The sequence below is a fragment of the Phenylobacterium sp. VNQ135 genome, assembly GCF_049445735.1.
Classification (GTDB): domain Bacteria; phylum Pseudomonadota; class Alphaproteobacteria; order Caulobacterales; family Caulobacteraceae; genus Phenylobacterium.
This window is the reverse complement of record NZ_JBMSDS010000004.1, coordinates 157,670-182,909: the sequence shown is the minus strand read 5'-3', so window position 1 is coordinate 182,909 and position 25,240 is coordinate 157,670. Positions and strand designations below refer to the sequence as shown.

The 25,240-nt window shown below is 70.0% G+C and carries 24 protein-coding genes; 14 read left to right on the top strand and 10 right to left on the bottom strand.

The features are described 5' to 3' along the window. Positions 1 to 4: 4 nt before the first annotated feature. Complete coding sequence (locus tag ACO2Q0_RS15590) at positions 5 to 592, top strand: TIGR00730 family Rossman fold protein (RefSeq protein ID WP_423352440.1); 588 nt, start codon at positions 5 to 7, stop codon at positions 590 to 592. Here ACO2Q0_RS15590 and ACO2Q0_RS15585 read toward each other — a convergent pair. Continuing rightward, positions 589 to 1,404 carry a M56 family metallopeptidase gene (locus tag ACO2Q0_RS15585; protein ID WP_423352439.1) on the bottom strand — a complete coding sequence of 272 codons (816 nt, stop codon included), beginning with the start codon at positions 1,402 to 1,404 and terminating at the stop codon, positions 589 to 591. The two genes, ACO2Q0_RS15590 and ACO2Q0_RS15585, sit on opposite strands and share 4 nt — an antisense overlap. Positions 1,405 to 1,546: 142 nt before the next feature. Here ACO2Q0_RS15585 and ACO2Q0_RS15580 point away from each other — a divergent pair, with 142 nt between their 5' ends. Genes ACO2Q0_RS15580 through ACO2Q0_RS15570 form a run of 3 tightly spaced genes read left to right on the top strand, consistent with a single transcriptional unit; the run spans position 1,547 to position 4,969 of the window. Further along, positions 1,547 to 2,845 (top strand): amino acid permease, encoded by a 1,299-nt coding sequence (locus tag ACO2Q0_RS15580; RefSeq protein WP_423352438.1) that lies wholly within the window; start codon positions 1,547 to 1,549, stop codon positions 2,843 to 2,845. Positions 2,846 to 2,873: 28 nt separating this feature from the next. Beyond that, a complete protein-coding gene (locus tag ACO2Q0_RS15575; protein ID WP_423352437.1) occupies positions 2,874 to 3,890 on the top strand; it encodes an aromatic ring-hydroxylating oxygenase subunit alpha in 1,017 nt (338 codons plus the stop codon). A gap of 8 nt (positions 3,891 to 3,898) precedes the next feature. After that, on the top strand, positions 3,899 to 4,969 hold the full coding sequence (locus ACO2Q0_RS15570) for an alpha/beta fold hydrolase (protein WP_423352436.1): 1,071 nt from the start codon (positions 3,899 to 3,901) through the stop codon (positions 4,967 to 4,969). A 3-nt stretch (positions 4,970 to 4,972) separates the two neighbouring features. Here the strand turns inward: ACO2Q0_RS15570 and ACO2Q0_RS15565 are convergent, their stop codons facing one another. Next, positions 4,973 to 5,650 carry a nitroreductase gene (locus ACO2Q0_RS15565; RefSeq protein ID WP_423352435.1) on the bottom strand — a complete coding sequence of 226 codons (678 nt, stop codon included), beginning with the start codon at positions 5,648 to 5,650 and terminating at the stop codon, positions 4,973 to 4,975. A gap of 83 nt (positions 5,651 to 5,733) precedes the next feature. Here ACO2Q0_RS15565 and ACO2Q0_RS15560 point away from each other — a divergent pair, with 83 nt between their 5' ends. Next, on the top strand, positions 5,734 to 5,979 hold the full coding sequence (locus tag ACO2Q0_RS15560; RefSeq protein WP_423352434.1) for a hypothetical protein: 246 nt from the start codon (positions 5,734 to 5,736) through the stop codon (positions 5,977 to 5,979). 12 nt (positions 5,980 to 5,991) lie between these two features. Here ACO2Q0_RS15560 and ACO2Q0_RS15555 read toward each other — a convergent pair whose 3' ends face one another. Next, complete coding sequence (locus ACO2Q0_RS15555; protein WP_423352433.1) at positions 5,992 to 6,885, bottom strand: LysR family transcriptional regulator; 894 nt, start codon at positions 6,883 to 6,885, stop codon at positions 5,992 to 5,994. A gap of 103 nt (positions 6,886 to 6,988) precedes the next feature. On the opposite strand from ACO2Q0_RS15555, the gene ACO2Q0_RS15550 reads away from it, so the two are divergent. Continuing rightward, positions 6,989 to 7,867, top strand: a complete 879-nt coding sequence (locus ACO2Q0_RS15550; RefSeq protein WP_423352432.1) for an SDR family oxidoreductase — start codon at positions 6,989 to 6,991, stop codon at positions 7,865 to 7,867. A 7-nt stretch (positions 7,868 to 7,874) separates the two neighbouring features. Here the strand turns inward: ACO2Q0_RS15550 and ACO2Q0_RS15545 are convergent, their stop codons facing one another. Next, a complete protein-coding gene (locus ACO2Q0_RS15545) occupies positions 7,875 to 8,516 on the bottom strand; it encodes a glutathione S-transferase family protein (protein WP_423352431.1) in 642 nt (213 codons plus the stop codon). A 121-nt stretch (positions 8,517 to 8,637) separates the two neighbouring features. Here ACO2Q0_RS15545 and ACO2Q0_RS15540 point away from each other — a divergent pair, with 121 nt between their 5' ends. Beyond that, positions 8,638 to 8,853, top strand: a complete 216-nt coding sequence (locus tag ACO2Q0_RS15540; RefSeq protein WP_423352430.1) for a hypothetical protein — start codon at positions 8,638 to 8,640, stop codon at positions 8,851 to 8,853. Between the two features lie 2 nt (positions 8,854 to 8,855). Here the strand turns inward: ACO2Q0_RS15540 and ACO2Q0_RS15535 are convergent, their stop codons facing one another. Then, positions 8,856 to 9,551 (bottom strand): SDR family NAD(P)-dependent oxidoreductase, encoded by a 696-nt coding sequence (locus tag ACO2Q0_RS15535; protein WP_423352429.1) that lies wholly within the window; start codon positions 9,549 to 9,551, stop codon positions 8,856 to 8,858. A 129-nt stretch (positions 9,552 to 9,680) separates the two neighbouring features. Beyond that, complete coding sequence (locus ACO2Q0_RS15530) at positions 9,681 to 10,415, bottom strand: SDR family oxidoreductase (protein ID WP_423352428.1); 735 nt, start codon at positions 10,413 to 10,415, stop codon at positions 9,681 to 9,683. Positions 10,416 to 10,561: 146 nt separating this feature from the next. Between ACO2Q0_RS15530 and ACO2Q0_RS15525 the strand changes: the two genes are divergently transcribed. Then, positions 10,562 to 11,443, top strand: a complete 882-nt coding sequence (locus ACO2Q0_RS15525; RefSeq protein WP_423352427.1) for an AraC family transcriptional regulator N-terminal domain-containing protein — start codon at positions 10,562 to 10,564, stop codon at positions 11,441 to 11,443. Here the strand turns inward: ACO2Q0_RS15525 and ACO2Q0_RS15520 are convergent. Further along, complete coding sequence (locus ACO2Q0_RS15520; RefSeq protein WP_423352426.1) at positions 11,440 to 13,386, bottom strand: S9 family peptidase; 1,947 nt, start codon at positions 13,384 to 13,386, stop codon at positions 11,440 to 11,442. The genes ACO2Q0_RS15525 and ACO2Q0_RS15520 overlap by 4 nt on opposite strands. A gap of 116 nt (positions 13,387 to 13,502) precedes the next feature. Here ACO2Q0_RS15520 and ACO2Q0_RS15515 point away from each other — a divergent pair, with 116 nt between their 5' ends. Next, positions 13,503 to 14,156, top strand: a complete 654-nt coding sequence (locus tag ACO2Q0_RS15515; RefSeq protein ID WP_423352425.1) for a lysoplasmalogenase family protein — start codon at positions 13,503 to 13,505, stop codon at positions 14,154 to 14,156. A gap of 15 nt (positions 14,157 to 14,171) precedes the next feature. On the opposite strand, the gene ACO2Q0_RS15510 is transcribed toward ACO2Q0_RS15515, so the two are convergent. Continuing rightward, the gene (locus ACO2Q0_RS15510) at positions 14,172 to 15,599 is read right to left on the bottom strand and encodes a spinster family MFS transporter (RefSeq protein ID WP_423352424.1); all 1,428 of its coding nucleotides are present in this window, start codon (positions 15,597 to 15,599) and stop codon (positions 14,172 to 14,174) included. A 237-nt stretch (positions 15,600 to 15,836) separates the two neighbouring features. On the opposite strand from ACO2Q0_RS15510, the gene ACO2Q0_RS15505 reads away from it, so the two are divergent. Then, positions 15,837 to 17,192: an amidohydrolase gene (locus tag ACO2Q0_RS15505; RefSeq protein ID WP_423352423.1), complete on the top strand. Its 1,356-nt coding sequence runs from the start codon at positions 15,837 to 15,839 to the stop codon at positions 17,190 to 17,192. 31 nt (positions 17,193 to 17,223) lie between these two features. On the opposite strand, the gene ACO2Q0_RS15500 is transcribed toward ACO2Q0_RS15505, so the two are convergent. Beyond that, positions 17,224 to 17,820, bottom strand: a complete 597-nt coding sequence (locus ACO2Q0_RS15500; protein WP_423352422.1) for an HD domain-containing protein — start codon at positions 17,818 to 17,820, stop codon at positions 17,224 to 17,226. Positions 17,821 to 17,875: 55 nt separating this feature from the next. Continuing rightward, the gene (locus ACO2Q0_RS15495; RefSeq protein ID WP_423352421.1) at positions 17,876 to 18,586 is read right to left on the bottom strand and encodes a Crp/Fnr family transcriptional regulator; all 711 of its coding nucleotides are present in this window, start codon (positions 18,584 to 18,586) and stop codon (positions 17,876 to 17,878) included. Positions 18,587 to 18,723: 137 nt separating this feature from the next. On the opposite strand from ACO2Q0_RS15495, the gene ACO2Q0_RS15490 reads away from it, so the two are divergent. The 4 genes from ACO2Q0_RS15490 to ACO2Q0_RS15475 all read left to right on the top strand — a co-directional run bounded on the left by ACO2Q0_RS15490 (position 18,724) and on the right by ACO2Q0_RS15475 (position 25,227). Then, complete coding sequence (locus ACO2Q0_RS15490; protein ID WP_423352420.1) at positions 18,724 to 19,968, top strand: glycoside hydrolase family 172 protein; 1,245 nt, start codon at positions 18,724 to 18,726, stop codon at positions 19,966 to 19,968. Positions 19,969 to 20,042: 74 nt separating this feature from the next. Then, positions 20,043 to 21,491, top strand: a complete 1,449-nt coding sequence (locus ACO2Q0_RS15485; protein ID WP_423352419.1) for a glycoside hydrolase family 172 protein — start codon at positions 20,043 to 20,045, stop codon at positions 21,489 to 21,491. A 10-nt stretch (positions 21,492 to 21,501) separates the two neighbouring features. Then, a complete protein-coding gene (locus tag ACO2Q0_RS15480; protein ID WP_423352418.1) occupies positions 21,502 to 22,800 on the top strand; it encodes an amino acid permease in 1,299 nt (432 codons plus the stop codon). A gap of 102 nt (positions 22,801 to 22,902) precedes the next feature. Next, entirely contained in the window at positions 22,903 to 25,227 is a 2,325-nt protein-coding gene (locus ACO2Q0_RS15475; RefSeq protein WP_423352417.1) for a TonB-dependent receptor, read from the top strand. Positions 25,228 to 25,240: the final 13 nt, after the last annotated feature.

Sequence of the window (25,240 nt, the reverse complement as noted above, 5' to 3'; positions counted from 1 at the left end):
CCTCGTGCAGAGCCTTTGCGTCTATTGCGGATCGTCGCCGGGCAAGGATCCCCGGTTCATGGAAGCGGCGGTCGACGCCGGGACCCTCATCGCCAGGGCGGGCCTGACGCTGGTCTACGGCGGCGGCCGCGTCGGCCTGATGGGCGCGGTGGCCGACGCGGCGCTCGCGGCCGGCGGCAAGGTGGTGGGCGTCATGCCGGCCGACCTCGTCAGCCAGGAGATCGCCCACACCGGCCTCACCGAACTCGTGGTGGTGAACTCCATGCACGAGCGGAAGTGGAAGATGGCCGAGCTCGCCGGCGGCTTCCTCTGCCTGCCGGGCGGCCCCGGCACCTTCGAGGAGATCTTCGAGCAGTGGACCTGGGCCCTGCTGGGCTTCCACGCCAAGCCCTGCGGCTTCGTCAATGTCGGCGGCTACTACGAGCTGCTGCGCCAGACGGTGCAGAACATGGCCGACAACGGTTTCATCGCCCAGCAGTACGTCGACATGCTGATCTATGCCGACACCACCGCCGAGGCCATCGAGCGCTTCCAGGCCTACGTCCCCCCGCCGCCCAAGTGGGGCGTGGCCCCCGTCGAGCAGCGCTACTAGGGCCGGATCGCGTCGCCGGGGGCGTGCACCACGCCGCCTCCGGATCCTGCGCCGGGGACCCACGTCTCCGCCAGCAGCGCCACGCGCACCTCCAGCGGGTGCCTGCCGCGCGCCGGCCAGTAGCAGCCCAGCGGCAGGGGCGTCGCCGCCAGCTGGGTCTTCAGGAGCGTGCCGGCGTACAGTCGGCGTGACTTCGGCCGGCTCAGCATCACCGCGGCGTCGCAGGCCAGTTCCTGGTCCAGCCGCAGCAGCCTGGCCGCCAGGTGGACCAGCGGATTGAACCAGAAGAGGCACTCGGCGGCGGCGACGAAGGCGACGGCGCGCGGGTCCTTTCGGGCGACGTGCGTCCGCTCGTGTGCGCGGATCAGTTCCAGTTCCTCGGCGCTGAAGCGGCCGTCATCCGCCGGCATGACGATCCTGGGCGAGATGAACCCCACGACCGCCGGACCCGCCCGGCCGGCCCGCAACTCGGCCTCGAACCGACGCTGGGCCAGGGCGAAGGCCGCGCCGCTCGCCACGACCCCGGCAAGCCAGGCGCCGAGGCCAAGCCTCGCCGTCGCCGGCGAAGCGAACGGCGGCGCCGCCTCCGCGGTCAGGGTCACGAAGAACAGGGCGAAGCCCGCCAGCGTAACCGTCGGCGGTATCAGCCACAGGTGATAGGCCGCCTGGGCGCCGTAACGCCGCCGCACCGGCAGCCGCAGCGCGACGACCAGCAGGATGGCCGCGGCGCCCGCGAGGTTCGCCTGCAGGCCCGCCGCGGCGAGCGTCAGCACGGGGTCCGGCCCGAGGATTGCGCGCAGCACTTCACCCATGGCCTCAGCCCTCCGTCCCACGCCCGGCCATCATGTTACATCTGTAGCCTTGGGCGCAGGCTACAAGCGTAAACCGACCTGTCAAGCCAATCGGTGGCCGCGTCCGGGCCGACGCGCTAGCCTCGCCGCGAGGGGAGGGGCCATGACCGAAGCAGCCACCGGCCATCACGGCCGCATCGGCGTCCTGGGCGCGACCGCGCTCGTCGCCGGCAGCATGATCGGCTCGGGCGTGTATCTCCTGCCCGCCACCCTCGGCGCGGTGGGGTCGATCTCGATCCTGGGCTGGATCGCGGCCACCGCCGCGGCGCTGGCCATCGCCGGCCTCTTCGCCTGGCTGGGCCCGGCGGCGCCGGAGGCGCGCGGCCTGGCGGGCTATGTCCAGGCGGGCCTCGGCCGTCTCTTCGGCGTCCAGACCACCGTCGTCTACTGGAGCCTCTGCTGGTTCGGCAACGTGGCCATCGCGCTCGCCGTGGCGGGCTACGCCGGCTTCCTTGTCCCGGCGCTGGCCGGGGAGGGCGCCCGGCTGGCCACGACGCTGGCCGTCATCTGGGTCGCCGTGGCGGCCAGCTGGATCGGCCCGCGCACCGTCGCCCGGATCGAGGGCTGGACGCTGGCGCTCGGCCTGCTGCCGGTGCTGCTCGCCGCCACCGCCGGCTGGATCTGGTTCAGGCCCGAGGTCTTCGCCGCCTCCTGGAACCCGCAGGCGCTCAGCATCCCCGCCGCCGTCCAGCAGTCCGGCCTCAACGCGTTCTGGGCCTTCCTGGGCCTTGAGTGCGCCGCCGCCACGGCGGGCGTCGTCCGCGATCCGGCCCGCAACGTGCCCCGCGCCACCCTGTTCGGGGTCCTGGCCGCCGCCCTGATCTACGTCGCCGCCTGCGCCGCGTTGATGGGGCTGATGCCCGCCGCCGAACTCGCGACGTCGGAGGCGCCCTTCGCCGACGCCGCCCGGGTGGGCCTGGGCCTGGGGGGCGGGGCGATCATCGCCTTCTGCGCCTTCCTGCGCACCTCCGGCTGCCTCACCGGCTGGACCCTGGTCGCCGCCGAGACCACCCGCAGCGCCGCCGATGAGGGCGCCTTCCTCCCGTTCTTCCGCACGCACCCCGGCGGGCGGGCTTCGGCGGTCAACCTGCTGGCGGTCGGCGCCCTGATGAGCCTGGTGGCCGTGATGACGGCCACGCCCAGCCTGGGCGAACAGTTCGGCGTCCTGATCAACGTCGCCGTTCTGCTCAGCCTCTACGCCTACATCCTGGCCGCCCTGTCGCTGATCCGCCTGTCGCGCCGGTTCACGCCGGGCAAGCGGGTCGCCGCCATCGTCACCGCGGCCGTCGCCATCGCCTGTTCGGCCGCCCTCATCGCCACGGGCAAGCCCATCGAACTGGCCTACAGCCTGATCCCGATCCTGGCCGGCGCGGCCCTGTATCTTCCCCTCCGGCGGCGCTAGAACGGACCGTCGGATTGGAGGGCCGCCCATGATGCTTCCGGTCGAATTCTATCGCGGTGACGAGGCGCTGAAGGCCGACCGCGCCCGCATCCTGCGCCGCACGTGGCAGTTCGTCGGCCACGTCTCGATGCTCCAGGCCAAGGGCGACTACATCGCCGACGTCGTCGGCGGCGCCCCCGTGGTCGTGGTGCGCGACGATGACGGCCTCAAGGCCTTCCACAACGTCTGCCGCCACCGCGCCGGCGGCCTCGTCGCCGATGGGGCCGGCAACTGCGGCGAGCAGTTCGTCTGCCGATACCACGGCTGGCGCTACCGGCTGGACGGCCGCCTGCGCAGCGCCACCGACTTCGGTCCCGCCGAGGGTTTCGACCCGCGCAACTTCAGCCTCTATCCGATCCGGGTCGACACCTGGCGCGGCATGGTCTTCGTCAACCTGGACATGGCCGCCGCGCCTCTGGCCGATATGATGGCCCCGCTGGACCGCCGCTGGGCCGCCGATCTCCCCGAGTACGGCCTCACCGAGCAGCGCACGCACCACATCGCCTGCAACTGGAAGACCTACGTCGAGAACTACCTCGAGGGCTATCACCTGCCGATGGTCCACCCGGAGTTCGACGACGACATCGTGGTCTCGGACTATTCGGTCGAGATCGAGGGCGACCTCTGCTTCCACGCCGCGCCTGCCCGCGACGGCAGCGTCAACGCCGGCCTCTGGGCCTGGATGTGGCCGAACCTCGCCATCAACACCTACCGCCACGGCTACATGGTCGAGCGGATGACGGCCACGGGCCCGGAGAGCACCCGCCTCGACTACTTCTACTTCTTCGATCCGTCGAAAATGGTCGAGCTCGCCGAGATGTTCGTCGTCTCCGACCGCGTCACCGCCCAGGACAAGGACATCTGCGAGATGGTCCAGCGGAACCTGGACGCCGGCGTCTATCGCCCCGGCGTGCTGTCGCCCAAGCACGAGGCCGGCATCGCCTGGTTCCAGGCGCGCGTGGCCGCGAGCCACGACGGTCCCACCCCGCTCGCCGCCGTCTCCTGAGTATCCGAATGAAGCTTTCCGCCGTCCTCGCCGGCCTGGCGCTCGCCGCCTGCGCCGTCACGTCCGCTGTCGCCGCGCCCGAACTCACCACCCAGGACTACCTGATCCGGGATTTCCGGTTCCGCACCGGCGAGACGCTCCCGGAGCTTCGCCTGCGCTACCACACCCTGGGCCAGCCGCACCGCAACGCGAGGGGCGAGATCGACAACGCCGTCATGGTGCTGCACGGCACCGGCGGTTCGGGGAAACAGTTCCTGGCGCCTCAGTTCGCCGACGTCCTGTTCAGGTCGGGCGGCCTGCTCGACCCGGCCGGGTATTTCATCATCCTGCCCGACAACATCGGCCACGGCGGCTCGTCCAAGCCCTCGGACGGCCTGCGGGCGAAGTTCCCGCGCTACGACTATGCGGACATGGTGGAGGCCCAGCACCGCCTCGTCACCGAGAAGCTGGGCGTGAAGCAGCTCCGCCTGATCATGGGGACGTCCATGGGCTGCATGCACGGCTTCATGTGGGCCGAGCAGTGGCCGCAGGCCGCCAAGGCCCTGATGCCCATGGCCTGCCAGCCGGTGGAGATCGCCGGCCGCAACCGCGTCTGGCGCCAGATGGCCATGACCGCCATTACCTCGGACCCCGCCTACAAGGGCGGCGACTACCAGACCCCGCCCGAGCAGGGCCTCCGCGCCGCCACCATGCTGCTCCTGCTGGCCGGCTCGTCGCCCATCCCCTGGCAGCAGCAGATGCCCACCGGCGCAGCCGCCGACGCCTGGCTGGCCCAGGAGCTGCCCCGCCGGGTGGCGACCATGGACGCCAACGACTTCGTCTGGCAGGTCGCCAGCTCGCGCACCTACGATCCGTCGCGGGATCTCGAGAAGATCACCGCGCCCATGACCTGGGTGAACTCGGCCGACGACTTCATCAACCCGCCCGAGCTCGGCATCGCGGAAGCGGCCGCCCGGCGCCTGAAGACCACGCGCTTCGTCCTGCTGCCCGCCAGCGACAAGACCCGCGGCCACGGCAGCCACACCTGGGCTGTCCTCTGGCAGGACGAACTGGCCGACCTGCTCAAGCGGTCGGAGTAGGGGCTAGTCCTCGAACCCACGGAACACCGCGGCCTCAGCGACGGACTTCCGCTCCGACACCACCGCATTGGCCGGGAAGGTCTCGTCCGGCCAGCCCAGGGCGACGGCCTTCATGATCACCTGGTCGTCAGGGATGCCGGCGTGCTCCCGCACCACCGGCGACTGCATGATCCCCTGGCTGTTGATCACGCAGCCCAGGCCCCGCGACCAGGCGGCGTTGACCAGGCAGTTGGTTACGGCGCCGCAGTCGAACGGCGTGTCGTCGCTGCTGGCCAATACCCGGTCGTAGGTGATGATCACGCACACCGGCGCGTCGAACTGGCGAAAGCCGCGCAGCACCCAGTCCTGCCGGGCGGCCGTGTCCTCGCGGGCGATGCCCATCGCCGCGAACAGCTGCTTGGCCACGCCGATCTGCCGCTCCCGGTGGACCCCCGCGAACGCCTCGCCGGTGCGGAACTCGCGGCTGTGCGGCACGCCGGCCAGGTTGCGCTCGGTGTTGCCGGCCCGGATGCGGTCCAGCGGCTCGCCGGTCAGCACGTAGAAGTTCCACGGCTGGGTGTTCATCGAGGAGGGCGCCCGCATGGCCAGCGCCAGGATCTCCTCGATGAGCGCGCGCGGAACCGGTTCGGGCTTGTAGCCGCGGATGCTGCGGCGGCCGAGGATGACGTCGTCGAATTCCATGGACCCGCTCTTAAGGGCGTTTCCGCGACGGCAGCAAACCGCCGCCCATCGACATCCCGCGCGGGCGCGGCCACGAAGGGCACGTGAGCGACTCCCCGCCCGATTCCGCCGCGCCGTACACGCTCGCCTTCCTCACCAACGAGTGGGAGTGGAAGCAGGACCTCGACGCCGACGGCTTCGAAGCCGCCAAGGCCGCCGCCCGCGAGGCGCTCGAGACGGTGGTCCGCGAGGAGAAGCCCGAACTCGCCTGCGTCACCCTGCTGGAGGGCGGCGTCCGCATCGGCGTCTGGGACTGGGTGCTGCAACGCCCCTACTGGACGCCGCTCTAGCGCCTCTTGCCGCTAGGGGGCGAGATAGTCCGCCAGCTCGTCCGGCTCGCCCCGCGGGAAGGCCGCCTGCAGGTGCCCGAGGAAGGCGGCCACCCTTGCGCTGAGCAGGCGCCGTGACGGGTAGAGCGCCCAGAGCGCGATCTCCGGCCCGTCCACGTCACCCCAGTGCGCCAGTCGGCCCGCCGCGAGGTCGTGGCTTACGAGCGAGATCGGCAACCGCCCCGCGCCGACGCCGGCCCGCACCGCGTCGCGCACCATCATCAGCGACGACAGCGCCAGCACCGGCTCCACTATGATCCGCCGCGGGCCCTCGGGCGTGACCACGTCCCAGGCCGTCTCCGGCCCCGCCGCGCCGCGCACCACCGCCGGGACGGCCGCGCCGTCCCCGGGCGGTGCGGCCGCGGGACTGGCCACGACGACCAGCCGGTCCCGCAGGAAGATCCGCCCGACCAGGCTCTCGTCCGGATCGGGATTGACCCGGATCGCGAGGTCGTAGCCTTCCTCCACCAGGTCGACGGGCCGGTCGTCGGTCGTCACCTCCAGCCGCACCTCCGGGAATTTCAGCGCGAACTCGGCGGCCAGCCGTCCCATGGCCGTCTGCGAGAACAGCAGCGGCGCACTGATCCTCAGACGGCCCCGCGCCCGCTCGCTGCCCGAGGCGATCGCCATCGCCGCCTCGTCCAGTTCGGTCAGCAGCACGCCGGTCCGTTCGAACAGCGCGCGGCCCTCTTCGGTCAGCTTCAGCGTCCGGCCGCCGCGCTCGAACAGGCGCAGCCCCAGCCCAGCCTCCAGCTCGGCCACCCGCCGGGAAAGCGTGGCCTTTGGGCGCCCGGCCGCCCGCGCGGCCCGGCCGAAGCCTCCGTGCCGGGCCACGAGGTTGAAGTCGGCGAGGGCGAGCAGGTCCATCTGTTCCACCAATGAGACGGTGCGTTCAGATATAGCGTCTATTGGCGCGCATGTGGATCGATCATCTCTCCGGTGTCTTCAGACCCCAACCGGAGTGATCCCCATGACTATCCTCGTCACCGGCGCCACCGGCCGCGTCGGCCGCCACCTCGTCCAGCAACTCGTCGCCCGCGGCGCCCCGGTGCGCGCGCTCGTCCGCGATCCCGCCAACGCCGACCTCCCGGCCGGCGTGGAGATCGTCCAGGGCGACCTCCTCGACCTGCCGGCCCTTCGCGCCGCCTTCGACGGCGTCCGGACCCTGTTCCTGCTGAATGCGGTGGCCGGCGACGAATTCACCCAGGCTCTGATCGCGCTCAACGTCGCCCGCGAGGCCGGGGTCGAGCGGCTGGTGTACCTGTCGGTGATGCACGCCGACCGCTGGGTGAACGTGCCCCACTTCGCGGTGAAGTCCGGCGCCGAGCGGATGATCGAGCAGACGGGCTTCGGCGCCACGATCCTGCGCCCGGCCTACTTCATGGACAACGAGCACATGATCAAGGAGGCGATCCTGGGCTACGGCGTCTATCCCATGCCGATCGGCGGCACGGGCCTCGCCATGATCGACGCGCGCGACATCGCCGAGATCGCCGCCGTCGAGCTGATCCGCCGCCACGAGGCGCCCGGCAAGCTGCCGACCGAAATCTTCAATCTGGTGGGGCCTGAGACCCTGACCGGATTCGGGGTGGCCGACATCTGGTCGGACGTGTTGGGCCGTCCCATTGCCTATGGCGGCGACGACCCGAACGGCTTCGAGCAGAACCTCGCCCAATTGATGCCGGGCTGGATGGCCTACGAGATGCGCCTGATGGCCGAACGCTATGTCAGCGACGGCATGCGCCCCGAGCCTGGCGACGTGGAACGGCTCACGGCGCTGCTGGGCCGGCCGTTGCACACCTATCGCGCGTTCGCGACTGAGATCGCCGCTGCGGCGACGCCGGCCTGATCGCGGGCTAGGCGGACGCCCGCGCGGCGTCCGCCGCCTCGAACTGTCTCACCTGCTCGGCGGCGGCCTTCTTGAAGGCGGGCCGGTCCGTGATCCTGGCCACATAGGCCTCGGTCGCCGGCCGGTCGCCGAAGCCGCGAACCTTCGGGACCCGCAGTACGTCTGCCATCAGCAGGTCGGCGACCGTGAAGCGGCCGGCCGCCAGCCACTCACGCTCAGCCAACACCTGCTCCACGTGCGCCAGGCGTTGGGTCATCCAGCCGGTCAGGCCGTTCTGCGGATCGCCGCTGATGTTGAGGAACCACCACGGGACGGTGACCATCTCCAGCGAGTTCAGCGCCGCCACCGTCCACTGCAGCGTCTCGGCCTCGCCCTCCGCATCGCGCGGCATCAGCGCCTCGCTCTTTCGGGCCAGGTGCAGCAGGCAGGCCCCGCTCTCGAAGATCTGCACGCCGCCGTCGTCGAGGAACGGGACCTGGCCGAACGGTTGGCGCGTGAAATGCTCGGCCCCGCGATCGGCGAACGGAACCGTCCGCACCCCGTACGGCAGACCGGCTTCCTCGCAGGCCCAGCGCAGCCGCACGTCGCGAACGAAGCCGCGGGGCCCTTCCGGAACCCAGTCGTAGGTCCAGATGATCAGCTCGCCCATCGCCGTCGGCCCTTCGTTGTGCGTGCCCAGCCTGCCGCCGCCCTTCGGTCTTTGGCAACGCCGTGTTGAGCCGGAACCGCTGCTGGCGTGTTATCCTCGCAGCCAATCAGGGAGGCCCTGCATGAAGCTCTCCGAGGACGACCGCGACCGGCTCGCGCTGCACTCCGCCTTCGCCGTCCACCAGATCGCCCGCTGGATCGCCACGCGCCAGGACGTGCCCAACGACATCCGCGAGCGCCTGCGCGGCCACATCTCGGCGCTGGAAGGCGTGCTGGTCACCAACGGCCACGACTGGATCAAGGACGAGATCGAGGCGACCGAACAGGCGCTCAGCTAGTCCTACCGGACGAAGCTGGCCCCGTTGGCGTCAAGGACCGCGCCGGTCATCGAGGCCGGCGCCTCGAGCGCCAGATAGGCGGCGATGCCGGCGATCTCCTCGGGCGTGGCCACGCGGCCCAGCGGGATGTCCGCGGCCCGGGCGGCCAGGTCGTCGCCGGCCATCCCGGTCATCACGAAGCCCGGGCAGACGGCGAAGGCCAGGATCTCCTCGCCCGCATAGCTCCGGGCGATCGACTTGGTCATGCCCACCATGCCGGCCTTCGAGGCCGCATAGTGCCAGTGCTCCGGGCTGTCGCCGCGATAGGCCGCACGGCTGGCGATGTTGACGATCCGGCCGCCGCTTCCACGCTCGTGGAAGTGCAGCACGGCGCGTCGGCAGAGGTCGGCGGAGGCCTGCAGGTTGATCTGCATCGTCCGTCCCCATGCCGCCCGCCATTCGTCGGCGGGCGCATCCACCGCGACGCCCTCGAACACGCCGGCGTTGTTGACCAGCACGTCGATCCGCCCGTCCAGGGCCTCCAGCGCCTTGTCCCACAGCGCGTCGGCCGCCCCGGCCTGGCCGAGGTCGGCGCCGATCACGCCTTGCCCGTCGCCGCGGCCGTGGCCCACGACCTGCGCGCCCTTGGCCTCGAGGGCGGGCACGATGGCCGCCCCGATGCCCCGCGTCGAGCCGGTGACGAGAATGTGGGCGGGCATGGGCATCTCCAGAACGACCGTCATCCCGGCCGTAGCAAAGCGGAGAGCCGGGACCCAGGGGCTTCTGCAGCGCGTCCGTCCTGGGTCCCGGATCGCCTGCGGCGTCCAGGATGACGATGGAGGCCGGGTCTAGACCGTCGTCGACGTCGGCCGGACGATGATCTCGTTCACGTCCACCTCGGCCGGCTGCTCGATGGCGAACCGCACGGCGCGCGCGATGGCCTCGGCCGGGATCGCCTTCTTGCGGTACTCGTCGATGAAGGCCGCCGTCTCGGCATGGGTGATGGTGTGGGCCAGCTCCGACTCCGTCACCCCCGGCGACACCACCGTCACCCGCACCTTGTCGGTCTCCTGACGCAGCGCCTCCGAGATCACCCGCACGCTGAACTTGGTCGCGCAGTAGACCGCCGCCGTCGCCAGGATCTGGTGCCCGGCGGTCGAGGCGATGTTGATGATCTGGCCCGAGCCCTGCTGCTCCATCACCGGCAGGGCCGCGGCGATCCCGTGCAGCACGCCGCGGATGTTCACGTCGATCATCTGGTCCCACTCGTCGACCTTCAGGGCCGACAGCGGCGAGAGCGGCATGACGCCGGCGTTGTTGACCATCACGTCGATCCGGCCGAACCGCTCGCGGGCGGCGTCGACGAAGGCCTGGACGCTTTGCCTTGAGGTCACGTCCAGCCCGAGCGCCAGCGCCGTTCCGCCGGCCGCCTCGATCTCGGCCTTGAGGGCTTCCAGCCGCTCCACGCGCCGCGCGCCGATCACCACCGTGGCGCCGGCCGCGGCCAGCTCACGGGCCGTGGCCTCGCCGATGCCGCTCGAAGCGCCCGTCACCAGCACCACCTTATTCGCAACTCCAGTCATCGCCGTCTCCTCTTCGATTTGGCGACGACAGGTGTGCGCTTCCTGGAGGATCGTGCGTTAGACCAGTCCTCCGCCGTTCTTGCACGATCCTGCAGAAGGAGGGCGGCAGGGTTGCGCCTCGCGCGCCCGCATGAGAGGCCTGCGTCATGCAAAACTTCGCCGAGATCATCGCCCGCCACGCCCAGCCGGACGGCATGGTCGACATGCCCATTCATGGGCTCGCGCTGTTCCACAGTTCGGCCCCGACCCAGGCCGTGCCGGTGCTGCACAAGCCGGCGGTCTGCATTATCGCGCAAGGCGCCAAGATGGCGACCGTGGGCGAGGAGACCTTCCGCTACGACGCCGCCACCCACCTGGTGGTCTCGGTGGACCTGCCGCTGACGGGGCGCGTGGTCGAGGCCTCCCCCGATCGGCCCTACCTCTGCGTCCGCATCGACCTCGAGCCCACGCTGCTCAGCGAGCTCATGCTGCAGCCGCTCCCTCCGGCGGGGGCCGAGAGCTCACGCGGCCTGCACCTCAGCCGCACCACGCCCGAACTCGTCGACGCCACGGCCCGTCTGGTGGCGCTGCTGGACGCGCCCGCGGACGCCGCCGTGCTGGCGCCCCTCATCCGGCGCGAGATCCACTACCGCCTGCTCACCGGCGACCAGGCCGGCATCGTCCGTCAGATCGGCGCCCCCGACAGCCGGCTCGCCCAGGTCAGCCGCGCCATCGCCTGGATCCGCGAGAACTTCGACCGGCCGTTCAGCATCGAGGCCGTCGCCCGCGCCGCCGGCATGAGCGCCTCGGCCCTGCACCAGCACTTCAAGGCGATCACCACCATGAGCCCGCTGCAGTACCAGAAGCAGATCCGCCTGCAGGAGGCCCGCCGGCTGATGATCGGCGAGGCCCGCGACGCCCAGGCCGCCGCCTTCGAGGTCGGCTACGAAAGCCCCTCGCAGTTCTCCCGCGAGTACGCCCGCCTGTTCGGCGCGCCGCCGGCCCGCGACGCCGCCCGCCTCAGGGCCGAGGCGCCGGCCTTCGCCTAATCGGCGATGCCCAGGACCGTCTTCAGGAACTGCACCTCGACGGTCCGCACCGCCTCCTGGTTGGCCTTCTTGTAGATGCCGTGGCCCTCGTCCTTGGCCAGCACGTACCAGACCTCGGTGCCCTGGGCCCGCAGCTTGGCGACCATCTGCTCGGATTCCGAGCGCGGCACCCTGGGGTCGTTGGCGCCCTGGAAGACCATCATCGGCTTCTTCATCCGGTCGCTCATCCGGATCGGCGCGATCCTGTCGAACACCGCCCGCATCTTCGGGTCGCGCTCGTCGCCGTACTCGGCCCGGCGCAGGTCGCGGCGGTAGCCCTCAGTATTCTGCAGGAAGGTCACCCAGTCCGAGATGCCGTAGAGGTCGATCGCGCCGGCGATCCGGTCGTTGTAGTGGCCGGCCACCGCCAGCACCATGTAGCCGCCGTACGACTGGCCGACGACCGCCACGCGGCTGGCGTCCAGGTCGGGCTGCTTGGCCACCCAGTCCAGCAGGGCGCCGATGTCCTTCACCGAGTCCTCGCGCTTCTCGGCGTTGTCGAGCCCGATGTAGGTCTTGCCGTAGCCGCTCGAGCCGCGCACGTTCGGGATGATCACCGCCGCGCCCAGCTCGTTCACCCACGACTGCCGGCGGGGATTGAAGTTCGGCTGCTCCTGGCCCTCCGGCCCGCCGTGGATCTGGATCACCACCGGCAGCTTCTTGCCGCCCGAGGCCTTCTGGGCCGCATCCTTCGGCCGATAGATGAACGCCGGGATCGTCCGCTTGTCGAAGGTCGGGTAGCGGAAGAGCGTCGGCTCCACGAGGGCCGCGGCGTCCAGCCCGCCCAGCTCGCTCTCGGTCCAGCGCACCAGCGCGCCGCCCGCCAGCTCATAGCTCCAGACATCGCCCGAGCTCGTCGACGTCGACAGCGACAGCCCCAGCTTGGCGCCGTCCGGCGAGAACTTCAGACCCGTCAGCACGCCCATCGGCAGCTTCGGCCCGGCGAGTTCCCTACCGCTGGCGATGTCGCGCAGCACGACCTTGGAGTAGCCCTCCTCGTTCACCGCATAGGCGATCACCTTGCCGTCCGGTGAGACGTCGAAGGCCTCGGCGCCCCACTTCGCGCCGGGGTCGAGGTCGCGGACCTTGCCCGTGGCGACGTCGATCACCACCGGCCGCGCCACCTCCGAGCCGTCGTCCGACAGCGTCACGATGCTGCGGCCGCCGTCCACGAACGCCCCGCCCTGGTAGGCGATCTTGCGGCCCTGCGGGCCGACCGGCGAAAGCTTGCCCGTGGCCACGTCCAGCACGAACAGCTCGCTGTGGGTCGCCGAGTTGTAGCGCGCCGCCAGGATCTTCGCGCCGTCGGCGCTGATGTCCTCCGGGCTGATCGCCCCCGTGCCCTCGTGCACGGTCCGCCGCCCCGCCGGATTGGCCGGATCGGCGACGACGATGTCGTAGTTCGGGTCGCCCGGCGTCACCTGGCTCCAGGCCACGAGCTTGCCATCCTTCGAGAACTTGAAGCCCTGGTTGCGCGTCTTCGGCGCCGTCAGCTGCGCCTCGCGGCCAGAGAGGTCGCGGATGAAGGCCTGGTAGTACTCCGCCCCGCCCGTATCGATCGGATAGAGGTAGCGCTCGCTCCCGGGCTGGACGATCGCGCTGCTCACCGGCTCGTTGAAGAAGGTGAGCTGGGTCCGCGCCGCGCCCGGCGCCTTCACCCGGTGGATCTGCTGGGTGTCGCCGAACCGCGTGCCGATCAGCATCGAGCCGTCCGGCAGCCAGTCCTCGAACACCGCCGAGCGGGCGTTGTAGTAGGGGGCGATGGCGGCCTTCAGGGCCGGCGGCGTCGCCGGCACGCCCTCATAGACGATCTGGCCTTCCTCGCGCTTCGGCGTCTGGGCGGAGGCGCCCGCGACCATCATCAGAGCAACGGCCGTTCCGGCCAGCAACGCACGCGACAGCATCTTCCTGGAAGCCCCCAAACAGAACTGAGCCGCGACCGAAGCGCGGCCCGGCCGCGCCGTCAATCCGCAGTCGTGATACCGCTGCTCTCACAACGAGAGAGTCGGGGAGGGCTCATATGAAACCGCAGGATCTTCTGCCGAGGCTGGTGCTGGCCGCCGCGATCGTGGGGGGCGTGGCCTACGTCTTCACCTGGGACGGCGCGACCTCCGAGGCCGTCTCCACCGCCGTGAAGGGCACGGGCGTCGGCCTGCTCGCCGTCTACTGCGCCATGCTGGCCCGCGAGCTCGACGGCTGGCTGATCGCCGTCGTCATGCTGCTGGGCATGCTGGGCGACGTGCTGCTGAACGCCGTCGGCCTGACGACCGGCGCGCTCGCCTTCCTGGCCGGCCACGTGGTGGCGATCATCCTCTATCGCCGCAACGCCCGCGCGCCGCTCACGCCCCGCACCATTCTCGCCACAGCCCTTTTCGCCGCCGCCGTCGTCGCCTTCGCCGCCTGGCTGCCGCAGGACGCAGCGCAGGCCCCGGGCATCGGCCTCTATTCCGCGGGACTGGCGCTCATGGCCGCCACCGCCTGGCTCAGCCGCTTCCCGCGCGGGCTCGTGGGCCTGGGCGCGCTGCTTTTCCTCGTCTCCGACCTGCTGATCTTCGCCCGCATCGGCCCGCTCCGCGGCCAGCCCCTCGTCGGCTACGGCGTCTGGGGCCTCTACTTCGCGGCCCAGCTCATGATCGCGCTCGGCGTCACCCGCACCCTGGCCCAGCGCGGCTGAGGAGGCTGCGGGCGATCACCGGGCGACCATGTCGGGCCGGAGCCACCGGCAGCTGAGCAGGAAACAGGCCCCCGCCAGGGCGTAGAGCGCCGAGGTGGCGAGCATGGCCTGTTGCAGGCTCTGTGGGTGGGCGATGGCGCAGGCCGCAGCCGATGCGGGCTCAAGCGCCGCCCGCGCGGCGCCTTCGCAGGCCTTCCGGGTGAGCTCCGCCGCGCCGAGGTCGGCGACCTGCAGGTCGAAGATGAGGTCGCTGAGCGCGCCGATGAACAGCGGGCCAAGTCCGTAGCCCAGCAGGTTGATGACGAAGAGCATCACGGCCGTGGAGACCGCGCGGACCTGGCTGGAGACCACGCCTTGTCCGATGGTGTACTGGGCCGCGAGGTAGCCGTACTTGATGGCGCCCCCGGCGCAGAGACCGAACAGACAGGCCCAGAGGTTGTCGGTGGTGAAGGCCCAGACGTAGAGCGGCACGCTGGCGATGAGCCCGAACCCCGGCAGCCAGGCGATGGCGTTGGGATGACGCCGGCCCAGCCGCTCGGCGAGCCAGCCCGTCGTCAGGGTCCCGACCGCCGAGGCCGCTGCGACCGGAGCGTTGATGAGCACGGCCGCGTCGCCGGCCGAGAGGCCGAAGCTCCGGTTGATGAACAGGGACTGGAACGAGGCGATGCCATAGCCGCAGAAGGCGGCCATCGTCGCGCCGGCGGTCATCGCCCAGAATGAAGGCTTGGAGGCGAGTTCGCGCAGTCCGTCGCGGAACCGCGGCCGCTCCCGCCGGGGCGCGCCCGGGGGATCGCTGAAGCCCCGCGGCGGCTCCCGGACCGTCAGCTTGAAGACCGCCGCCACGAGCAGGCCGGGCAGACCCACGACGAGGAAGGCGGTGCGCCAGCCGAAAGCGTCCGTGACGGGACCTCCGATCAGGTTGGCGAGCATGCCGCCGAGGGTGACGCCCATCGCGTAGTAGCCGAGCGCCGTCGAACGCCGGCTGGGCGGATAGTAGTCTGCGATGAGGGAGTTGGCGGGCGGCGTGCACCCGGCCTCGCCGATGCCGACGCCCACCCGGCACGCCAGCAGAATCCAGAAGGCGCCGATGGTGATCGAGCCGATGGCGACGGGCGCGGCGAGGCCGCACAGCGCCGTCATCAGCGACCAGAGCGCCACGCACACGGTCATGATCCACACCCGGTGGCGCGTTTCGGCGAACTGGGCCAGCGGGATGCCGACGACTGTGTAGAGCAGGGCGAAGCCGAAGCCGGTCAGAAGGCCGAAAGCGGTGTCGGAAATGCCGAGTTCCGGCTTCATCTGCGGCGCGACCACGGCCAGCAGCCCCCGGTCGATGAAGTTCAGGATGTACACGAGCAGCAGCGCATTGATCACGTAGCTGCGGTAGCGCCGGGACCCGAACCCGTGCAGGTGGCCTTCGACCGGGGCGTCAGGCTTGCCCATCAGCCGAGGCCGCGCTCGCCCGCAACGTCCGTATGAACATGGAGGACGTCGAGCAGCCTCTGCGGCTGGTGCGGGAAGCGGGCAGGCAGGGCCGACAGGTTGGAAGTTGTCATGACAGGTCCAGATCCTGCGACGCCGGGTTCCAGCGCCTTCGTCCCGACCCTCCGATAGTTTTGACAAAGAGTCCAGATTGGAACTAGATCATATCGCGTCGTTGAGCGACGGGAGGATCTGGGCATGCGCAAGCGTCTTTGGCTGGGCGGGGCCACGCTGGCCGCAATGCTGACCGCGCTCGCGCCGGCAGGCGCCGCCGCGCAGGCGCCGGCGCTGCAGATCACGCCGTTGAAGCCGCTTCCGCCCGCAGGCCGGTTCGACGCGGCCGTGTTCGCCGGGGCCGCGCGCGTCCAGCCCAAGGTCGTCGCCTGGCGGCGGGACATCCATCAGCATCCCGAGCTGGGCAATCGCGAGTTCCGCACCGCGGATCTGGCGGCTGCGCATCTGCGCAAGCTTGGCTTCGAGGTCCGCACGGGCGTCGCCAAGACCGGCGTCGTCGGCGTGCTGAAGGGCGGGCGGCCCGGCGGCGTGGTGGCCCTTCGGGCCGACATGGACGCCCTGCCCGTGGCCGAGCAGACGGGCGCGCCCTACGCGTCCAAGGCCACCGCCGAGTACAACGGCCAGACGGTGCCGGTCATGCACGCCTGCGGCCACGACGCGCATGTGGCGATCCTTATGGGGGCGGCCGAGGTGCTGGCGGGCATGCGCGACCAGATCCCCGGAACCGTGGTGGTGATGTTCCAGCCGGCGGAGGAGGGACCCCCGCCGGGCGAGGACGGGGGCGCCTCCCTCATGGTCCGCGAAGGGGCGATGCAGAACCCGAAGCCCGGCGCCGTGTTCGGGCTGCACGTGGCGCCCGGGCCGGCCGGCGCGCTCTTCTGGCGGCCCGGTCCGATGATGGCCGCCGACGACGCCTTCGAGATCAAGCTTCAGGGGCGGCAGACCCACGGGGCCAACCCGTGGTCCGGCATCGACATCGTGTCGATGGCCGCCGAGATCGTGCAGGCCTTCAACCAGATTGCGGCCCGGCAATTGAAGGTGACCCGTTCGCCGACGATCCTGACGGTCGCCTCCATCCACGGCGGCTTGCGGTACAACATCATCCCCGAGGACCTGACCATGGTGGGGACCTTGCGCTCCTTCGACCCGGAGGTGCGCAAGGAGGCCATCGCGAAAGCCGAAAAGGCCGTGGCCGGAATCGCTGAACGCTATGGCGGCGGGGGCAAGATCGTCTGGGGACCGGCTACGCCCGTCACGCTGAACGACCCGGACCTGACCGCCCGGATGAAGCCCACCCTGGTCCGGGCCGCCCGCGGCCTGGTGAAGGACGACATCGACTTCATCACCGGCGCCGAGGACTTCTCGTTCTACCAGCAGCAGGCGCCGGGCCTGTTCTACGATCTCGGCATCGGCAACCCGCCCGGGCCCAACCATTCGCCGATGTTCAACGTCATGGACGAGAGCGTCCTCGAGGTCGGTGTCCGGGCCCAGGCGCTCACCGCCCTGGACTATCTTTACAGCGTGGCCGTCGCCCGGTGATCGGCGGCCGCGCCGCGCCGCCAACGCCGGGTCAAGCGGATTTCGCCTCCGGCCGCAGATAGATCGACTGCTTCGGACGGGCGAACACGCGCCGCATCATCGGCTCGAAGGCCTCGAGCGGCATCGACTCGTAGCCCGGGTCGAAGCTGTTCTGGTCGTACTGGTGGCAGAACTCCGCGCAGTGCACGAAGTGAGGATGGCCGCGGTACTGCTCGCGCAGATCGCGGTCCAGGCCCAGATGGTGGAAGAAGTAGTAGCCCTGGAAGACGCCGTGCTTGTCGAGCATCCAGTGGTTCGCTTCCGAGACGTAGGGCTTGAGAATCACGGCGCCGATCTCGGCGTGGTTGGCGGGACCCATCAGGTCGCCGATGTCGTGCAGCAGCGCGCAGACGACATATTCCTCGTCGCGGCCGTCCTTGTGAGCCCGTGTCGCCGTCTGCAGGCTGTGCTCCAGCCGTGTCACGGCGTAGCCGTCCAGGCCGCCCTCCAGCATGCGCAGTTGGCCGAGCAGCCGGTCGGTCAGGCCGGCGCGGAACGTGGCCGCGTGCCGGACGATCTCGGCCCACTGCTCCGGCGTCCCTTCGGTCATGGCGTGGAAGCTGGTCTTCTCGGCGTCGTCGTAGGCCATCAGGCGTCCTCCTCGTGCAGGCCGTAACCCTATCGCGTTTTCGGAGCCGGGAATGTCACCGACGCGTCAATTGGGCTGGGCCGTCGTGGAGAGCGGCGGCCGCCTCGAGTCGGGCCTGGTCCCGCACTTCGATCGCCCCATAGCCGAGAGCGATGGCGCCGCGGTCGCGGAGGCTCCGAAGCTGGACGGCCACCGCCTGGCGGGAGACCCCCAGCATGCTCGCCACGTCTTCCTGGCGCACGTACAGGCGGCCGGAGCCGTCACGCCGCCGCGCCTTGCGTGCGAGGCTGAGCAGGGCGTAGGCGACCTGCGCCCCAAGGGGCTGCATCAGAGCGCGCGCCGCGAAGGCGACCGCGGCCCGATGATGCCGGGCCGCGAGGGTGGCCAGCGCGCGCAGGATTTCAGGCTCCTCCCGCATCAGCCGCTCCGCCTCGTCCTGCCGCACATGGGCGATCCGCGTGGGACCCGAACAGATGGCCTCGTTCAGGCGAGGCTGGCGATCGAGCGTCGAGATCTCGCCGAACCAGTCACCCGCCTCGGCCAGATGGTTTAGCAGCGGCTGTCCGGCGGCGGAATGGAGGATGAGCCGAACCTGCCCGTCGATGACGCCGAATAGGCCGTCAGGCGGATCCCCGGCCCGGAACACCGCCTCGCCGTCTTTCAGTTCGCGCAGCCGGGCGGCCGAGGCCAGCCGAGCCCGGGTCTTCAACGGCAGATCGGCGATCCACGCGCCCTGCAGGAGCCTTTCGGCGTCGCCTGAGGTCAAGCTTGCGGGCATCGGGCTGGCGTCCAAAGGGAGCAACATTACTGACATGTCTGAATGCGCCTTATGCCGTGAAAAGCACAACCGTTGACGACATTTCTGCCGATGCTAGCATGTTAGCATTAGACGGGGAGGTGGGGATGAGAGCGTTTCTGAAGGCGGTCGTGGTGTGGGCGGCGCTCGCGTCGCCGGTTGTTTCGGCTCCGGCTCCTGCGGTCGGCACGCTGTTCGAGGTCACGAGCGCACAGAGCCGGTCCATCAGTCCCGAGAACCTGACCGGCGAAAAGGGCGGCGGCGGCCGAACCGAGGTGAAGGACGGCAGTTCCGGCTACGCCGCGGCCGAACTTGGCAAGGGGTGGAAGGTCAACCCCCTCATCAACGTCGCGCCGGGCTCGACCTTCGTCCTCGGTGAGGCGGCCGGCCCGGGGATGATCAATCACATCTGGATGACGCTTGGCGGTCAGGCGGAGTACCGCTCCGCGATCCTCAGGATCTACTGGGACGGCGAGACCACCCCTTCCGTCGAGGTTCCGGTCGGCGACTTCTTCGCCTCGGGCTGGGGGCGGGGGACGGAGCCGGTGATCGATTCGGCGGTCGTGGCCGTGCTTCCGGGCAGCGGCTTCAACAGCTTCTGGCAGATGCCGTTCCGCAAGCGCTTCCGCATGACGCTCGAGAACCGCAGCGCCAAGCCGCTCCGGATCTACTACCAGATCAACTACGCCCTCCAGCCGGTCTCCCAGACGGCGGGCTACTTCCACGCCCAGTTCCGGATGGTGGACCGGCTGAAGGCCAAGGACGTCTATACGATCCTCGATGGCGTTCGCGGCCGCGGCCACTACGTGGGGACGTATCTCGGCCATGCGGCCTTCAGTCCGGGGTGGTGGGGCGAGGGCGAGGTCAAGTTCTACCTCGATGGGGATCGCGACTATCCGACGATCGCCGGCACGGGCGAGGAGGACTACTTCCTCGGGTCGTACATCTACGTGAAGCGCAATGCCGAGGGGCGGCCGCACGAGGTGAACTACTCGTCTGCCTACGCCGGCTTCTACGGCCTGCGTCCGGCCGAGGTGAACGCCGACTATTTCCGCCCGGACGGCGAGCGCCGGTACGGGCAGTACCGCTGGCATGTGCTGGATCCCATCCGCTTCCAGAAGGACCTGAAGGTCACCATCCAGAGCCTGGGTTGGCAGGGCGCCGCTCTGGGCCGCGAGGCCGGCAACGGACGCTACCTCCCGCTGCAGGACGGCCTGGCGTCGGTCGCCTACTGGTACCAGGTCGAGCCACACGCCCCGTTCCCCCGTCTGCCGAGCGACGCCGAGATGGCGATCAAGCCCCTGAAGGGGGCGCTCACGGCGCCGCCGAACGGACGCCCCGGCGCATTCTAGGCCAGATGTTAGACAAAGAGTCCAAGATGGAATAACGTTCCATCTTCTTCAGGTGCGGCGGCGAGGGCAGGGTGATGATGGTGCAGTTCGGCGCGCGCGGCCCAGGCCGCCTGCTCCTGGCGCTGGTGACGATCCTGGCCCTGACCGCGGGTTCCGGCTCGGCCCGCCCGCGGGTCGACGAGCTCTATCGGCTGAGCGACGCCGAAACCCGCTCGATCAGTCCGGAGAACCTGACGGGCGCCAAGGGCGGCGGCTCCCGCACGCCCCTCGAGAAGGGCAGCGCGCGCACCGAGGCGACGGATCTCGGGTTCGGCTGGAAGGTGAACCCGTTCATCGTCATCAAACCCGGCGAGCGGGTGGTGCTCGGCGAGGCCAACGGGCCGGGCGTCATCAACCACATCTGGCTGACGGTGGGCGGCAAGGGCTCCTATCGCTCGATGATCCTGCGCATCTACTGGGACGGCGAGGCGACGCCTTCCGTGGAGGCTCCGGTGGGCGACTTCTTCGCCTCGGCCTTCGGCAAGGAATCGACCTGGCTGATCGACTCGGCTGTGGTGGCGGTCAATCCGGAGAGCGGCCTCAACAGCTTCTGGCAGATGCCGTTCCGCAAGCGCTTCCGCATGGAGCTCGAGAACCGCTCCCAGCATACCAACGAAGTTTACTATCAGATCGACTACGCGCTGCAGAAGGTGCCGGCCGACGCGGCCTACTTCCACGCCCAGTTCCGGATGCTGGACCGGCTGAAGCCGAAGGAGCTCTACACCATCGTCGACGGGATCAGGGGGCGGGGCCACTACGTCGGGACCTACCTGACCCACAACGCCTTCAGCCCCGGCTGGTGGGGCGAGGGCGAGGTCAAGGTCTACCTCGACGGGGACAAGGACTTCCCAACCCTCAACTACACCGGCGAGGAGGACTACTTCCTCGGCTCCTACGGCTACCGCCACCGGGGCGCGGGCAAGCTGGAGGAGACCGACTACTCCACCGCCTACGCCGGCTTCCACGCCCACAACAAGACCGACCTGGCCACCCAGTACTACATGGCCGACCGCGAGCGGCGGATCGCCCAGTACCGCTGGCACATCCTCGACCCGATCCACTTCCGCTCGGACCTGAAGATCACCCTGCAGGGGCTGGGCTGGAAGTCGCCGACCCGTTACCGGCTGCTCGAGGACGGCTATTCGTCGGTGGCCTTCTGGTACCAGGCCGAACCCCACGCCCCGTTCCCCAAGCTGCCCGACGACGCGGCCCTGCAGTTCAAGCCGCTCGTGGAGCCGCCCAGGCCGGCGTTCGTCACCGGCGGGCCGCTGACCCTGGATTCGCCCATCGAGGCGATCATGATGAGCTGGGAAGGCCGCCAGCTGCTCAATCGCGAGCTGCCCACCCTCGGCACGCATCCGTCCTACGACCAGTTCAAGGGCATGCGCCTGAAGGACCTGCAGCCGCTCTCCGAAGGCGTCATCACCGACCAGGCGCTCGCCAACATCGACGCCGGCCTCAAGGCCATGGCGCGGAAGCGCTGAGCCTGAGACGGTGAGCGCGCCGCGCGAAGGCCTGGGCCCCTTCCTCGCCACACTGCTGGTGGCCGGGAGCATGATCGGGTCGGGCGTTTATCTGCTGCCGGCCAGCCTGGGGGAGATCGGGTCGATCAGCATCCTGGCCTGGCTGGCGGCGATCGCCGCGGCCCTGCTGTTCGCCGGGGTGTTCGCCTGGCTGTCCGTCCTGGGGCGCGATGGCGGGCAGGGCTTCATCGGCAGCATCGCGGCGGCGTTCGGCCCCCGGACCGCCTTCGTCGCCGCGGCGCTCTATTGGCTGCAGGGCGTGTTGGGCAATGTGGCGCTCGCCCTGGCTGTGACCGGATACCTCAGCGCCGTGTTCCCGGTCCTGGCCCAGATGCACTACGCCACGGCCTGCACGCTCGCCGTCGTCTGGCTGTTCGTGGGCCTGAACCTGTTCGGTCCGCGGATCGTGGCTCACCTGGAGGGCTGGACCCTTCTCGCCGGCCTGGCCCCAGTGCTGGCGGCGGCGATCTTCGGTTGGTTCTACTTCGACCCCGACGTGTTCCGGGCCTCCTGGAACGTCTCCGGCCGCCCCGCCGCCGAAGTGCTGCCGGGCGCGGTCGTCCTTGTCCTGTGGGCTTTCCTGGGACTGGAGAGCGCCTGCGTCGCCGCCGGTCTGCTGCGCGATCCGACGCGCACGGCGCCGATCGCCACCCTCTGCGGCGTGCTGGTCGCCGCCGTGGTCTACCTGGCCGCATGCACCGCGCTGACCGGCATCCTACCGGCCCAGGCGCTGGCCGCTTCGCCCGCCCCCTTCGCCGACGCCGCCCAACGGATGGCGGGCGGCTCGCTGGCGCTTGCGGTCGCCTTGTGCGCGGCGGTCAAGGCGGCGGGAACCCTGGGCGGGTGGGTGATGCTCACGTCCGCGGCGGGGAGCCTCGCCGTCGGCATCGAGACGGAACCCGAGCCGGCCCGCCCGCCCTCGGTCGGCAACTTCCTGGCGAACGGCGCTCTGCTCACGGCGATCATCGTCCTGATCGCCGAGCCGTCGATCGGGCGTCAGTTCACGATGGTCATCAACGCCGCCGTCGTCGTCATGCTCTGCGTCTATGCGATCGCCGGCGCCGCGCTCGTGCGCGCAAGCGATCGGTCGGTCCCGGCAAGGCGGTGGGCTCGGGCCCTTGGCGGCGGGGCGGTGGTCGTGGTCGGCCTCGTCCTCTCCAGCCAGGGCGCGGCGATGCTGGGCCTCGCAGCGGCGGCCGTGATCGCCGCCTTCGGGGCGGGCGCCGTTCTGGCGCTCCGGCGTCGGCGGGAGGCCAGAGCCGCGACCTGATGCGGGCCGGGACTCCGCCCGCCCGGATAACGCCGTGCTTTGGTGTTGACAAATATTCCAACTTAGACGAATTCAAAACAACCATAACCAGGGGAGGCTGTGATGGAACGGCGACGCGGGCGGATGGCCCATCTCATGTGCGGCGCGGCGATCTCGGTGCTGGCGCTGCCATGCGCCGCATGGGCGCAAGGCGCTGCGACCGGCGGCGGCGAGATCGAGGGGATCATCGTCACGGCTCAGAAGCGGGCGGAGAACCTTCAGGACGTGCCGCTCAGCATCCAGGCGCTGGGCGAGGAGAAGATCGAACGCCTGAACGCCAAGGACTTCGTGGACGTCGCCCGTCACCTGCCCAGCGTCTCGATCCGTCACATCGTGCCGGGCGTGGGCAACATCTTCATCCGCGGCATCTCGAGCGGCCCTGACGGCGGCGCCTCGGGCTCGCTGCCCAGCGTCGGTGTCTATCTCGACGAACAGCCCGTCACCACGATCCAGGGCACGCTCGACATCCAGATGTTCGACATCGCCCGGGTGGAAGCCCTGGCGGGCCCGCAGGGCACCCTCTACGGCGCCAGCTCCCAGTCGGGGACGCTGCGGATCATCACCAACAAGCCCGAACCGGGCGTCTTCCGCGGCCGCCTCGAAACCGAAGGCAACGCGACGTTCAAAGGCGGCCTGGGCTACTCGCTGGCCGGCATGCTCAACGTGCCGCTCGCCGAACGCGTCACGCTGCGCGCGGTGGCGTGGAATCGCCTGGACGCCGGCTACATCGACAACGTCCACGCGACCCGCTTCTACCGGACGTCGGGGGTGACCATCGACAACGCCGCGCTTGCGGACAAGGACTTCAACGACGTCGAGGTTTCAGGCGCGCGCGCGGCCTTGCGGGTCGACCTGGACGACAACTGGACCGTCACGCCGGGCTTCATGATCCAGAAGACCGAGGCCGACGGCAACGGCTACCAGATCCTGGGCCGGGACCTCGAGACCGAACGCTTCTTCCGCGACCACCGCGACGACACCTACTGGCAGGCGGCCCTGACGATCCAGGGCAAGGTGGGCGACCTCGACGTCACCTACGCGGGCGCCTACCTGAACCGGAAGTTCAACACCCACTTCGACTATTCGGACTATTCCTACTTCTACGACACGCTCTTCGGCGCGGGCGCGCTGTGGGTCAACGACGCCGGGACCCCCATCGACCCGTCGCAAACCACGCACTCGGTGAGCCGCTACACGCGTGACAGCCACGAGATCCGGGTGGCGACGCCGCAGGAGCATCGCCTGCGCGCCGTGGGCGGGCTGTTCTATCAGGAGCAGCGGCACGAGCTGCAGAGCCAGTACAGCATCAAGGGCCTCGGCTCGGCGATCTCGGTCTCCGGCTGGCCGAACACCCAGTGGCTCACCGACCAGCAGCGGACGGACCGCGACTACGCCGCCTTCGGCGAGATCTCGTTCGACGTGCTGCCGCGGCTGACGCTGACCGCCGGCGGGCGCCTGTTCGAAGCCAAGCAGCATCTCGTGGGCTTCTTCGGCCTGCGCTCCAGCGAGCGGAACTGCACCGGTCCCACGATCTATGGCGACGGCCCGTGCACCAACGTCAACCGCAGGGCCAAGGGCGACGGCTTCTCGCCGCGCTTCAACGCCACGTGGAAGATCGACGACGACCGGATGGTCTACGTGACCTATTCGGAGGGCTTCCGTCCCGGCGGCATCAACCGGGCGCCGGTCTCCGCCCCTTACGAGCCGGATTACCTCAAGAACTACGAGGCCGGGTGGAAGACCACCTGGGCCGACGGGCGGGTGCGTTTCAACGGCGCGGTCTTCTCGGACAAGTGGGACGACTTCCAGCTCTTCGTGCAGACCACCGCCAACATCGCCGAGGTCCGCAACGTCGGCCAGGCGCGGGTCCGGGGCCTGGAGACCGACTTCGCCGTGCAGCTGATGGACGGCCTGACCGTCAGCGGGGCCGCCTCGTTCCTCGACGCCGAGCTGCTCGAGAACTACTGCGGTCGCATCGACGCCAACGGCAACCCGATCGTGACGTGCGCCTCGCCGATTGCGCTCGAAGGCTCGCGCCTGCCCTTCTCGGCCAAGTTCAAGGGCTCGCTGTCCGTGCGCTACGAGTGGACGATGAACGAGGCCGACATGTTCGTGGAGGCCACGGGGGCGCACCAGGGTTCGAACTGGAGCAGCCTCAGGATCAGCGACCGCATCCGCCAGGGCATCAGTCCCGGGTTCGAAACCCTGGACCTGAGCGCCGGAGCGGCCTGGGACACGTGGCGGCTGAGCGTCTACGCCCGGAACGTTTTCGACAGCCGCGGCGAACTCGCCCGCCTCACCTCCTGTCCGGTGGCGGTGTGCTCCCGCATCTACCAGGTGCCGATCCGACCGCGTAACGTCGGCATCAAGCTGGGATACGAGTTCTAGGAGGCCCGCGACG